The 13,672-nt window shown below is 59.6% G+C and carries 7 protein-coding genes; all 7 read right to left on the bottom strand.

Annotated elements, in window-relative coordinates; translation table 11 throughout:
• Positions 1-28: 28 nt before the first annotated feature.
• The 7 genes from trxA to ahcY all read right to left on the bottom strand — a co-directional run bounded on the left by trxA (position 29) and on the right by ahcY (position 13,613).
• On the bottom strand, positions 29-349 hold the full coding sequence (gene trxA / locus ACQZ5F_RS22395) for a thioredoxin (RefSeq protein WP_046799722.1): 321 nt from the start codon (positions 347-349) through the stop codon (positions 29-31).
• Positions 350-427: 78 nt separating this feature from the next.
• Positions 428-3,985, bottom strand: a complete 3,558-nt coding sequence (addA, locus tag ACQZ5F_RS22390; RefSeq protein ID WP_225338999.1) for a double-strand break repair helicase AddA — start codon at positions 3,983-3,985, stop codon at positions 428-430.
• On the bottom strand, positions 3,975-7,160 hold the full coding sequence (addB, locus tag ACQZ5F_RS22385; protein ID WP_225339000.1) for a double-strand break repair protein AddB: 3,186 nt from the start codon (positions 7,158-7,160) through the stop codon (positions 3,975-3,977). The genes addA and addB overlap by 11 nt, the downstream gene beginning before the upstream one ends.
• The gene (locus tag ACQZ5F_RS22380; RefSeq protein ID WP_225339001.1) at positions 7,157-7,894 is read right to left on the bottom strand and encodes a nucleotidyltransferase family protein; all 738 of its coding nucleotides are present in this window, start codon (positions 7,892-7,894) and stop codon (positions 7,157-7,159) included. Before ACQZ5F_RS22380 ends, addB begins: the two co-directional genes overlap by 4 nt.
• A 16-nt stretch (positions 7,895-7,910) precedes the next feature.
• Positions 7,911-9,422, bottom strand: coding sequence for a tRNA (adenosine(37)-N6)-threonylcarbamoyltransferase complex ATPase subunit type 1 TsaE (gene tsaE / locus ACQZ5F_RS22375; protein WP_225244851.1), 1,512 nt, complete (start codon positions 9,420-9,422; stop codon positions 7,911-7,913).
• Positions 9,419-12,004 carry an ATP-binding protein gene (locus ACQZ5F_RS22370; protein ID WP_448731088.1) on the bottom strand — a complete coding sequence of 862 codons (2,586 nt, stop codon included), beginning with the start codon at positions 12,002-12,004 and terminating at the stop codon, positions 9,419-9,421. Before ACQZ5F_RS22370 ends, tsaE begins: the two co-directional genes overlap by 4 nt.
• A gap of 208 nt (positions 12,005-12,212) precedes the next feature.
• Positions 12,213-13,613, bottom strand: coding sequence for an adenosylhomocysteinase (gene ahcY, locus ACQZ5F_RS22365; protein ID WP_046799728.1), 1,401 nt, complete (start codon positions 13,611-13,613; stop codon positions 12,213-12,215).
• Between the last annotated feature and the right edge of the window lie 59 nt (positions 13,614-13,672).

Raw genomic sequence — 13,672 nt, 5'->3', positions numbered from 1 at the left:
GGGCTTTTTTCATTCCAAAAAAAATGGCTTATGCGGCGCCGGAAATCCAGGCGGAAAGCGCTGTCTTGGGTGCAGCACCTACCTTGATATCGGCCACTTCGCCGCCCTTGAACATGGCGAGCGTCGGGATCGAGCGAACGCCGAACTTGGCGGCCAGTTCCGGGTTTTCATCGATGTTGAGCTTTGCAACCTTGACCTTGCCGGCAAGCTCAGATGCAATTTCTTCAAGGCTCGGCGCGATCATCTTGCACGGGCCGCACCATTCGGCCCAGAAATCCACCACAACGGGTTCGGCGGATTCGAGGACTTCGGACTGGAAGTTGGCGGCGTCGACTTTTACGGTAGCCATATCTGGCTCTCCTTTCAGCTAAACTTTTCCGCTATCGCATGTGATGCGGGCGCGTCGGAATTTCAATGCCCCGGTATCTCACTTTGTCTTTATTGCGGCAAGAGCCTCTCTCATCGCATCATCACCAACCGTCACAAAACTGGCATTTTCCGTATAGATCAGCGCGCAGACAAATTCCTTGCCGGGATAAAGCGGTGCCAGAATTTCCCGATAGATGGCAAGCTGCGCTACGTGGGAATAGGGGATCTCACGTGCTTCACGTGGAGGAACGCGGTTCGTTTTGAAATCCACCAGAATGACGCGGTCGCCATTCACCGCCAGCCGGTCGATACGGCCCGACACCGCATATTGCTGTCGGCCGATCGTCATCGTGCCCATGATCGATATTTCCGCACGGCTGTTGGCGGAAAAGGCCGGTTGCACCACCGGTTCGGACAGAACCCGCAAGACCGCCCGTATCAGATACTCGCGCTCGTCGGGAGGCCAGAAACGGGCTGCCCGTTCAGCATAACGCCGCGCCGCGGCTTCCCGTTCACTCTCGGCAAAATCGGGCAGGGCCTGCAGCATGCGATGCACCAGTCGGCCCCGTTGCAACGCCAGAGAGGAGACATCGGCTTTTTCGCCAAACAGCGGTGAACGCACGGCAAGATCGTCCGCGCCGTCATCGATGATGGTGCCCGCACCGGAAGGGCTTAGCGGTCTGGGCAGAGAGGGCAGGGCCGGCAAGGGGGCAAGAAGTCCCGCCGGAAGAGTGTAATCTTCATCTCGCTGCGGTTCTGGCACAGTCTGCGGGGCAAGTGTCGAGCGAGCTTCGGACTTGCGCCAGACAAGCCCCTGCCATTCCTCGCCATCGGCTACGAACTGCTGCGGCTGGCAGTGATCCTGATTATCGGCAAGCGCCGCCTTGACGATGGCGTGCCAGCATTCCGGGTTTTCTTTCTGGCCACGATAACCGCAAACGACCAGATGATCGGCGGCGCGGGTCATCGCCACATACAGCAGCCGTCGATATTCGTCTTCCGCGGCCGTCTTCAGGCGCTCCTCATCCGAGCGAATGAGATGATTGGAAAAGCCGCTGCCGGGCAGCCAGACCGGGACTGTGTCCCCATCCGCTTCTATGAAGCGCAGTTTCGGCACATGGCTGTGGTTGAAGGCTTTCGAACCACCATCGACGACAAAAACGACCGGTGCTTCGAGGCCCTTGGAGGCATGTACGGTCATGATCCGTACTTCGCCACGATCCTTGTCCTGCTCGCGCTTTACTTCAGGCGAATCAGTCTCCAGAACGGACAGAAAAGCCTGCAGGCCGGGCAGGCCTGTCCTTTCGTGGTCCAGCGCAAAGGACAGGAACTCGTCCAGAACGTCGCTCGCTTCGTTACCGAGCCGGCCGAGGAATTTCTTGCGCCCATCATGCAGTGTCAGAACCGCCGCGAAGAAATCATGCACGGTGGCCGTTTTCGAAAGCGCGATGAAACCGCCCAGCTTACCGACAACGGGGGAAAGGTGACTGTTTTCTTCCCGCGAAAGGACCTGTAGCCTTTGCCATACGCTCTCCGTCTCCGATCGCGTCGCGGCGATCTCGAAGACATCATCTTCCGTCAGGTTGAAGAGCGGGCTCTTCAGCAGTGCGGCAAGCGAAAGATCATCCTCCGGCAGCACCACGAAACGGCCGAGCGCCAGAAGATCCTGCACGGCAATGTGGTCGGTCAGGCGAAGGCGATCTGCACCGGCAACGGGAATATTCTTGCGCCGTTTCAGCTCGCGGGTCAGCGCATTGACGAAGGCGTGGCGTTTTCTGACCAGCACCAGAATGTCGCCCGGCTCGACAGCACGCTCGACGCCCTTTTCAATGATGGTCTCGCTTCCGATCATCTCGGCGATGCGTGCGGCGATCCTTCGGGCGACGATTGTGGCCGGAGCGCTTTCCCGCAGCGCATCGAAGGGCGCTGTCCAATCCTCTTCATCTTCGGCGGTTTCCGGTGCCACCATGTCCCAAACTTCCACGGTGCCGGGATGGCCGGCGCGGTTGGATCGGTGCTCCACCGGCTCGTTATCGGCGCTAAGACCGCTGGCGTTACTCGGATCTGAAAAGACCTGATCGACGGCGGCCAGCACATCCTCCGTGGACCGGAAGGACAGCGGCAGGCGGATGCGGTGAAACGCCTGCTCCACGGAATCCACGCGCCTTTTGGTCTCTTCGCGCTCCTGCGAAAACCGTTCCGGCCGCGCGCCCTGGAAGGAATAGATCGACTGTTTTTCATCGCCCACGGCAAACAGCGTGCGCCGCCCCATGCGGGCGCTCTCGCCCGTGAAGAAATCCGCAGCAAGCGACTGGATGATCGACCATTGTACCGGGCTGGTATCCTGCGCCTCGTCGACGAGAATATGGTCGATGCCCTGATCCAGCTTGTAATGTACCCAGGCGCCGGCCGTATCGCGGTTGAGGAGATTGGCCGCGCGCTCGATCAGGTCTTCGAAATCGAGCTGGCTTCGCTGTTTTTTCAGGTCTTCGAAATCGCCGATCAGCCTCTCTGCCAGAACAAGGGCATATTTTGTCGCCGCCAGCATCCGCACCAGACGATATCGGTTGCGGCAGGAGACAACATGGTCCCGCGCCAGCGTCAGCGCATCGACAAGATCAGGGGCGGATTTCTGCATCCCCTTGTTGATGACATAGGCATCCGATTTTTTCTCACCCTTGGCCGTCAGCAGCGCGGCCTCGATGAACTCCATACGCCGCACTGGGTCCGACTGCCGTTTCGCTTCCCGCAGCGCATAAGCAACATCGATGACGCGCGATCCGCCCACCTCGTCGGCAAGCGTCAGATAGGTGTCAAGCGCGAGCCCGGAAAGACCGGGCAGGGGCCAGAAGGCCGCCGCCGCCGTTTCCTCGGTTTCCTCATGATCGATCTGCATCGCCTGCCGCAAACGGGCATCGATGCCGCCGGATTGTTTTGCCTCGAGCAGAAAGGCGCGAAGGGCGCTGCGATTGGCGATGATGGCGGAGAGCAGAGATTCCAGCCCGCTTTCGTCGGCAAGATCGAGCACATAGGCAAGCGCCTGCGCCAGTTCCGTGTCGCCTCCTGTCGAAACCGCCGTCAGAAGAGAGCGGCGGGCTTCGGCCAGCAGGGTCGTGGCGGCGCGGTCATCGAGAACGGAAAAATGGCCCGCTACATTGGCTTCCAGTGGAAACTGATGCAGCAGAGCCTCGCAGAAAGCGTGAATGGTCTGGATTTTCAGCCCGCCCGGCGTTTCCAGCGCCTTGGCGAATAGCCGCCGCGCTTCAGCAAGCTTTATGCGATCTGGCGCTTTGCCTTCGATAGCGGTGATGCGATCCCTAAGATCGGAATCCGGCAACGTTGCCCATTCCGCCAGCCGGTCGAAGACACGGCTGGACATTTCAGACGCGGCAGCCTTGGTATAGGTGAGGCACAAAATCGCCGAGGGGCGGCATCCGGCCAGGAGCAGGCGGATGACGCGCTGGGTCAGCACATGGGTCTTGCCGGAGCCGGCATTGGCTGACACCCATGCGGAACTGGACGGATCAGAGGCAAGCCGCTGCCGGGCGCTGGTCCAGTCGATCCAGCTTTCCGGCGTGTCGGCGGCGGGGCCGTGATCGACAGGATCAATCGTCATCGCCGTCTCCTGGTTCCGCCGTTGACCATTCCGAAACACGGGCGAGGTGGTCATATTCCCCGCCATAGGATTGTTGCTCTTCCGGCACCAGCCGCGAGGCGAAACCGTTCTCGCCTTCGCGCAGCGAGCGCACGAATTTGGCGAGCTGCTCGATCGATTCCGTTGCCAGTTCGATAGCCGATTTCGGCGGTCTTTTGCCGCTGCGGCTGGAATGTTCGTTATTGACCTGGTCGGCAAAAAAACGATCGCCCGGCCGCAGGCGCACATAGATAAGGTTTTCCGGTGTTGGCGATCCGGCTTCGCGGAAGGCCCCGCGCATCAGCGCCGCCGCTTCCAGCGCCAGCTGTGGGTCAAGCAGCGCGCGCGCCTGATTGACGGATGGCGCAAGCCCGGTCTTGTAGTCGATAATATCCGCGTGACCGTTTGACTTGATGTCGATGCGGTCGGCAATTCCGGTCAGCCTTATACCCGCCTCGGCGATTTTCTGCCCGGCGCGTGCCTCGAAAAAACTATGGCGAATGGATGGGTGCCGGTCCTTTTCCCAGTCGATGAAGGCGCGTGCCACCGCCGCAAAACGTGGCCGCCAGATGACATCCACATGCGGCGGCAGGTTTTCCGCGTCGAAACATTCGTCCAGAATGCGCTGCATGGCCTCGAGCGAAGCCGGCGTGCCGGGGATGTGTCCCTCCCGCGAATAGCGCTCGATGATCGCGTGATAGAGCGTGCCGCGATCGGCGGCGCTTGGATCGCGATTGAAGGGCTCGAGCGGGTCGAGCTTCAGGATACGCCGCGCATAGATCGAATAGGGATCGCGCCGTAACCGCCCCACTTCGCTGAAGGAATAACGGGTTGGCTGCAGATCAGCCGGCGGCCTGGGGGCAGGGCGCTTTGCCGCATCCTGATCGATGCTTTCATCCATCAGACCGGACCAATGCCGATAGGTCTCGCCGCGCTTCTTCAGCTCTCCGGCAAAATCCTCACCACCCAGTGCCAGCAATCGTTGCAGCCATCGAGAAGCGACAGCAGGGGTGGAGCCCTGCCTCAGCGCCCGGGTGTAAAAGATCTGCCGGGTGCCGTTCGCCATCTCAAAGTCATGCGCCAGCTGGCCGATGCGCCGTTCCGGCGGCTCCAGTCCGATCGCTGTCTTCATGGTTCGGGACAAGAATGGGTTATTCGCCGTTTGGCCCGGCCAGAGGCCTTCATTGAGGCCGCCAATCACAACTGTATCGACGCTTTGCAGCCGCGCTTCGAGCGCACCGAAGATAAAGATGCGCGGATGACGCATGGATCGCGGCTTGATCGATTCTCCGGCAACCAGCGCCGCAAATATGTCAGCCCATTGTGGCCCATCCGCATCGAGGATTTCGCCGCTTTCCATCAATTCGCCGAACAGGCCGGAAAGCGTGTCGCCAGCCTCGCCGGACCAGAGCGCAGCAAGATCATTGTTTTCATCCGCACAGATCGCTTCAATCACGCGGCCTGTCCGCTCCGCCCAATGGGAGAGCGGCAGTTTGTCGGTAAAGGCCCGGCCGGATCGATCGCGACGGACGAAGGCAGAACCAAGCGGCTCGGTTGCAACAGCGATCCGCTGCGCCAGATCGCGTGCTGCTTCAAGGCTTCCTTCCGGCAATGCCAGCCGCCAGGCAGGTGGGTGCCGATCATCGCGCTGCGCCAGCAGCTGTGCCTCCAGAACCGCTTCCAGATTACCGATTTCGGTTTCGACGCGGCCGCCACGCAGTGCTATGAGTTCCAGCGCTTTCGAGGCTTGTGTGAAAGCTGCCTCGGAAAGCCCGAAACGGGAGAGTGGATGCTTTAGAAGTGAAATGATCGGCACCGGGTCTCCGGGCCTCAGGATCGCTTCCAGCGCCAGTTGCGTCAGTCCGGCCTGCGGTGTGGCAGAAAGTGGCGTACCCGCCGAATCGTCGGCCTCTATGCCAAAGCGCTGCAGTTCCGTCGCCACCCGCCGCGCCAATCCGCGGTCGGGTGTTATCAGTGCTGCCTGCGAAGGACGTCCGGCACCGGGAGCTTCCAGCGCCAGCCTGAGCGCCACCGCGATGGCGGTTGCCTCTTCGCGCTCGTTGGCGGCTTCTATCAGTGTGGCCGCTGCAAAAGCCTCATCGAAGAAACCGGGGTCCCTGTCTTCGCGCCACCGGTTCCAGTCGCTGGTGGACTTGGCCGGCGCCAGCGCCGCCGAAAATACGGCCGCGCGTTTTTCAAGATCGCTATCTATGGCTCCGATCTGATCCACGTCGTCGCGTAGGATGCCGAGCTTCTGCAGCAGTATATAGAGCCCGTATTGCGAATGGGTGCGGCTCGAAGGGTCGGTCGGGTCCTCGGCAATTGCCTCCCATTGCTCCTCTGACATGGCAAGATCAAGCCCCGGAAGCACGACGACGCCCTGCGGCAAGTCGGCAACGGCGGCGATGAGGTCGGCTGCGGCCGGAATGGAGCCCGTAGACCCGGCCACGATGATCGGTCCGGTATCCGGCAAATTGGCAAGCCGGTTTGCCTCGGCCCGTAAGATGCCGTTTCGATGCCGGCCGGCCGAGGAGCGGTTGAGTTCAGCAAGGCGCGCGGGCCAGAAGACGCTGGCAATCTTCAGGAAATCCGCCGTCAGCTGCCACCATTGCGCATGTTCGCCGGTATCGAGATGCTGAAGCGCTTCCCAATCCTTTTCTTCCGTATCCATGGCATCAATCACCTCGCCAAGCGCACGCGCCAGCCATATGGCGTCCGCAGGGCTGGCGGGGGCGACGAGCGGCGAATCCGAATGGATCGCCCGGATGGCGTCCGGCAGGCTGTTGCGCCAGGCCAGAATAAGACGCGCCAGTTCGATCAGCCGGCCGATGCCGGAAATCGGTGGCGCGAGATCCATGATCTCAGGATTTTCGATCTCGAAGAAGCCGCTGTCATCGTCCGTTTCGCCAAGCGGCCGGATCAGCGGCAGAATGGCGGATCGGCCGCCCAGAAGATCAACGAATTCGGAGCGCAGCACGCGGGCCGAGCGCCGCGTCGGCACATAGATCGTCACCTTGGCCAGTGAAAGCGGATCGGCAGGATCGTATCTATAGCTGGCTGTCAGTGTCCCGTCACACAGCGTTTCCGCGAGCGTTTTGAGGAACGGTGTTCCCGCAGCGATCGTCAGGACGCGCTTTTCGGGGCGGGACGTCGTCATGCCGAGCGTTTTTCCCTGAATTGCCGGATGATGTTTTCTGCGTCTTCTATCGCATCGGGCGTGCCGACGGTGATCCAGTGTCCGTCAAGCGAAATCCCGGAAAGCCGGTCTTTTTTAATGGCGCGGTCGAAATAGATGTTGAGGTTGAAGGCATCCGCCGGCGCATCATAAAGCAGGCGCGAATCCATGGCGATGGCGCCGGCATAAACCACCGGGTTTGGGTCGCCATCGCAATACCGCACCAATTTACCGTCGTCAGAAAGGTTGAAATCCCTTTTGCCGTTATGACCGGTGGTACGATCCATATCGACACAGAGCAGGGCCATATCCATGCGCTCCGGATCGAAGAATTGCGCAAGCTTGCGCAGGTTGCTGACCGCATTCAATTGCTCGCCGATCCAGAATAGATCGGCATTCATGACGAAGACCGGGCCGGGTTCCAGAAGCTTCAGACCCTTGGCAAGCCCGCCGCCGGAATTCATCAGCTGCGCCCGCTCGTCGGAGATCAGAATTTTGGCGTCGGAGCGGTGCTCCAGATGGGCGATCATCTGATCTGCGTGGTGATGCACATTGACAACGATCGTCTCCGCCCCGGCTTCCACAAGGGCGTCGAGCGCATAGTCGATCATCGGCTTGCCGGCGATCTTGACGAGCGGCTTCGGGATCGTATCCGTGATCGGGCGCATCCGCGTGCCAAGCCCCGCGGCCAGCACCATCGCGTTTTTGATCGTCATCGTCGTCAACCGTCTTTCAGTCGTTGAATTCCATACCCATACCGACACACCAGTCTCGAAGAGGCTCAAGTTCCGGATGCGAAAGCGCCGCGGCAAGATAGCGGAACGTCCTCGGCATATGTTTCATATAACCGGGTTTTCGATCCCGTTCCAACAACCTCACCCAGATACCGGCAAGCTTGCAGTTGCGCTGCGCCGACATGATAGCAAAAGCCTTGAGGAAAGCGGCCTCATCAAATGAAGGCGTGTTTCTTCTGCTATCGAGATAATGCGAAAGCAGATGCGCCTGCAGTTCGGGTTCGATGGTAACCCGGGCATCCTGCACGATGGAGGCGAGATCATAGGCGGTCGGGCCGATCATCGCGTCCTGAAAATCGATCAGGCCAACCTGTCGAATGCCGCTATTCTGCGCCTGCCAGAGAAGGTTGGGTGAATGGAAATCGCGCAGCAGGAGCCCCGTTTCACAATAAGCGAGTGAGTCGATCAGACTATCCCACAGGGCGTAATAGTCGCTCTTCTCGCTATCGGTGAGCGGCTTGCCGCGTTTGTGAGGAAGATACCATTCCGCCAGCAGCGAGACTTCGATTTTCATCGCCTGGCGATCGAAGGGAGGAACCTTGTAGGTGCTGCCGTCAATCACCGGCAGCAGGTCGGGTCGCGGGGTCTGATGAAGGGCTGCGAGGCAGGCGACGCTCTGCAGATAACGTTCTTCTATCGGCGTTCCGTCCGGCGCAAGCACCCCGTCGCGCCCCAGATCCTCCAGCAGGAGAATGCCCTGATCGATATCCGCTGCCAGAAGCTCTGGCGCGCAAAAGCCGCTGTTTCGCAGATACTCGCCGATTGCCACGAAGGAGCGCGCATCCTGGGCAAGATGGGCGATTTCGGCATAGGTCTTGCCATCAGCCACGATCGCACCTCTCATGGGGCGTCGCCAGTCCATCAGGATAAGGTCAGGGCCGTCAGTGGAAATGGTCTCATAGGCGCGTGTTGAAGCGTCACCGCTCAGAAAACGCCGGGCCGCATCGCCTCTGCCATTTTTCGCGAGGAATTCGCGAATGGCGAAAACCCGTTCAAGCCGTGCTTTCAGCTTTGCCGGAGCTTCGATGGAGGCCAGCCGTCCCTCGCCGGAATGCGTCAGCCGAAGCGTGACGGTCTGCTCCGGTGGCAAAACCTCGGTGGCGATATCCGGCCATTCGATCAGGCAGACGCCGTCCTCCAGCATCTCGTCGATGCCGAGCTCGTCCAGTTCGGAGACATCCGAAAGCCGGTAAAGATCGAGATGGGCAACCGGAATGCGAGTGGAATAGGTCTGGATGATCGTGAAGGTCGGGCTTGGAACCTCGAGATCCGGCTCATCCGCCATCGCGCGGATGAAGGCGCGGGCAAGTGTGGATTTACCGGCGCCGAGATCACCGATCAGCGCCAGGCAATCGCCGGGTTTCAATGCCAGCGCGAGGTCTTCACCGAGCCTGATGGTATCTTTTTCTCCCTCAAGGGAAATAGTGATCGGCAAGATGTCTTCGCTCATTCTGCGGCGATGGAATGCGGGCGCGTGCCGGAAGGAATGCGGCAGGTGACAATGGTGCCGTTGCCGGGGCGGCTATCGATTTTGACCGTGCCATGATGGAGGCTGACAAAACTCTCGACAATGGAAAGGCCAAGCCCCGCGCCGGTCCGCCGCCCACCATTGCCGCGTGTCGCGAAGCGGTCGAATACGGTCTTCAGCATGTCTTCTGGAATACCCGGGCCCTTATCCGCCACCGAGAACAGGAAGTCGCCCTCGCTGCGCTGGCACGACAGTTCAACTGCGGAGCCTTCCGGCGCAAAGTTGATTGCATTGGTCAGGAGCTTGATGAGAATCTGCTTCAGGCGCTGGTGATCGGCCACCAGACTGCCAAGATGAGCCGGCGCGACGATTTCAAGCGAAATGCCGCTCTCCTGCAGGCGATCGGCAATCTGCACAGAAACGTCTTCAAGCAATTCGTTCAGATCATTGTCTGAATAATTCAGCTGCATGATGCCGGCATCGACGGTCGCAAGATCGAGAATATCGTTGACTATGGTCAAAAGCACCGAGGACGAGGTGGAAATATGGTCGAGATATTCCGCCTGCCGGTCCGTCAACTGGCCAATGCCGGGCGTCTTCAGGAGGTCGGTGAAACCGATAATATTCGTCAGCGGCGAGCGCAATTCGTAGGAAACATGCTGAACGAAATCGTTCTTCAGCTCGTCGGCCTTCAGAAGTGCGTCGTTCTTTTCCTTGAGCGCCCTTTCCGCCCGCACGCTGTCGGTCATGTTGACGAAGGTCAGCATGGTCTGCGCATCCGGCAGCGGAATGATCGCGAAATCGAGTACGAGACCGGAGAGCAGTTCGAGCGTACCCTGTTTGGACGGGCGCTCATCGTCAAAACTGGTAATGAACTGGCTAAAGGCGCGCCAGCCATCCGGTCTGTCATAGGATTGTGCGCAGGCGGTTTCGAGGGCACGGATGTGGGTGCCTGTTTCCGCCTGCTCGGAGGTTACACCCCAGAGCGCCCGGAATGCCGGGTTGGAGAGGCGAATGCGGCCATCCGCACCGAACACGGCCACACCTTCAGCCAGATGGTCGATGGTTTCGCCCTGCACCTTCACCAGCGTGTTGTAGCGCATCTGCAGGTCGACCTGTTCGGTCAGGTTTTCAAAAACCCAGGTCGCGCCACCCTGCGGATGGGCGGTCGCGATGACCCGCAGCGTCTGCCCATTCGGCAGGTGCCAGAGATCGGTTTTGGTATCGAGCGAACGGTAAACGGCGAGGGCCGTCTCCTTCCAGTTTTTCCAATTCAGCTGTTCGGGCAATTTGCCGGCGGTGCGCAGCCTGTCGAGAAGCTCGGAATTATCAGGACCGGATTCGAGGAAAACCAGATCGAGACCCCAAAGGGTCGCAAAAGCCTGATTGTAGAATTGCAGCCGCTGCCGGCCGTCGAAGATGGCGACGGGCGTCGCCAGATGATCCAGCGTTTCGGCATGGCTCTTGAGAACCCGCTTGAGTTCTTCGCTGATTGTTTCCGTTTCGGTGGCATCGATGGCGATACCGGCCGAACCCGCCGCGGTCTTGATATCGACAACGTCGAAGAAGGTGCGGTTGCCGGAGACCACGGTCGAAATGCGATCGTGATAGGGTGATTCCGGCGTTGCGGCGGCGCGTATCTTCTGCCGGGTAACGGTGTTCAACAGCTCGCGTTTTTCAAGAACGGCCTGATCGGCATCGCGCGCATCCACGGCCTGCGCATAGGCATGGTTGACCCAGGTTAGCTCGCCTTCGCCATTGCGGCGCCAGACGGGCTGTTCGATGGAATTCAGAAGGTCCTGAAACGTCGAGACCGAGGCGATCAAACGCTCGCGCTCCACCTGCAATTCAGCAAGTTCGGCGCGCAGATTATTAAGCGCGACGAAACGTGCAAATGCATTGCCGCCGGAGACCCGGCCTTGAACTTCAATGACTTCGCCGCGCTGCGTCTCGATGGTCAGGTCGAAACTCTGCGCGTGGCTGCGAAGTTTTTCGAGGGATTTTTCAAGCTGGCTCGCAGAGGACGGTTTCAGCCAGCGCCCGAAGGCCAGAAAATCATGATCCGCTTGCGGCGCGCCGGTCTCCACGGGCAATTGCCCCAGAAATTCGGGCCGCTTGTCAGCGCCGTCCCAGATAACGATGCGCCGGCCCTTATCGGAAATCAGCGCCTCGTATTTGGCGATCTTGTGATGGGTTTCGGCAAGGGCCTTGCGGTATTCACTGCTTTCCGACTCTATATTGCCGCGCTGGCGCACCAGCCAGACGACGGAAAACAGCGTCGCCGAAAGCATGCCGACAAAGAGCGAATAGGTGATTGTTTCGCCGGAGGAGAACAGCCGCGCACCCGTCTTGGCAACAAGGCCATCCTGCGCCAGCGCGACACTTGCCGAACCGGCAAGGATCGTCCCCGACATCAGCACGGGAAGCCGTGAAAAGCCTGTCCGGACCGCGCTGATCGCCAGCCGGCAATGCGCCAGAACCTGCGCGCTCAATGCCACGCCAGCTTGCGTGTTTTCAACGCGTTGAACTGTCTGCTCGCGCAGATCCGAATTGTGAACCGTCATCCCCGGTCTGTCTCCGTCCTATGTGCCGCATCTTCGACAAGACATCCCATTTCGTCCCCGCCGCCCTTTGGCGTGTCCGAATCAAGTCTGATGACAATACCGCCTTCATAAATCTGCGGAAAGGGAGCGCGCAAAAAAGATGCCGCGCACTTTGTCAAGTGCGCGGCATCTAGATGTTGTGTAATTTCAGTGGATATTAACTATGATATTAATATCTGTAGTGTTCGGCCTTGAACGGGCCTTCCTTGGAGATGCCGATATAATCTGCCTGCAGATCGGAAAGTTCAGTTAGCCGCACACCGAGCTTCTCAAGGTGAAGACGCGCGACCTTCTCATCGAGGTGCTTCGGCAGCACGTAAACTTCGTTCTTGTATTCGCCCTGCTTGGTGAAGAGCTCGATCTGGCCAAGCACCTGGTTGGTGAAGGACGCAGACATGACGAAGGACGGGTGGCCGGTGGCATTGCCGAGGTTCAGCAGGCGACCTTCGGACAGAAGAATGATGCGGTTGCCCTTCGGGAACTCGATCATGTCGACCTGCGGCTTGATGTTCGTCCACTTCAGGTTACGCAGCGATGCGACCTGAATCTCGTTGTCGAAGTGGCCGATATTGCCGACGATCGCCATGTCCTTCATCTCGCGCATATGCTCGATGCGGATCACGTCCTTGTTGCCGGTGGTCGTGATGAAGATATCCGCCGAGGAAATGACGTCTTCCAAGCGAACGACCTCAAAACCATCCATGGCAGCCTGAAGCGCGCAGATCGGGTCGATTTCGGTGACCTTGACGCGGGCGCCGGCACCCTGCAGCGAGGCGGCAGAGCCCTTGCCAACATCGCCGTAACCGCAAACGACGGCGACCTTGCCGGCCATCATCACGTCGGTTGCACGACGAATGCCGTCTACCAGAGATTCCTTGCAGCCGTATTTATTGTCGAACTTCGACTTGGTGACGCTGTCATTGACGTTGATGGCCGGGAACGGCAGGAGGCCCTTCTTGCTGAGATCGTAAAGACGATGAACGCCCGTCGTCGTTTCTTCGGTAACGCCCTTCAGTGCGTCGCGCTGCTTGGTGAACCAGCCGGGAGAAGCCTTCAGGCGCTTGTTGATCTGCGCGAAAAGAATTTCTTCTTCCTCAGAGCCGGGATTGGACAAAACGTCTTCGCCAGCTTCGGCACGTGCGCCAAGCAGGATGTACATGGTGGCATCGCCGCCATCGTCGAGGATCATGTTGGACAGACCGCCATCGGTCCACTGGAAGATCTTGTCGGTATATTCCCAATATTCCGTCAGGCTTTCACCCTTGACGGCGAAGACCGGAATGCCAGCCGCTGCAATGGCCGCTGCCGCATGATCCTGCGTCGAGAAGATGTTGCAGGAGGCCCAGCGAACGTCTGCGCCCAGTTCCTTCAGCGTTTCGATGAGAACGCCGGTCTGGATCGTCATGTGAAGGGAACCGGTGATACGTGCGCCCTTCAGCGGCTTGCTTTCGCCGAACTCCTTGCGGCAGGACATCAGGCCGGGCATTTCGGTTTCGGCGATGTCCAGCTCCTTGCGGCCAAATGCGGCAAGGTTGATGTCGGCGACAATGTAGTCCTTCTCAAGGCTCATGAAGTTCTCCAGATCAGAATGCCACGCCTGTTGGCCCAGCTTTTAAACGTAGCAGCGGT

This window comes from Agrobacterium sp. 22-210-1 (genome assembly GCF_053522525.1).
This window is presented reverse-complemented; position numbering and strand designations above follow the sequence as displayed.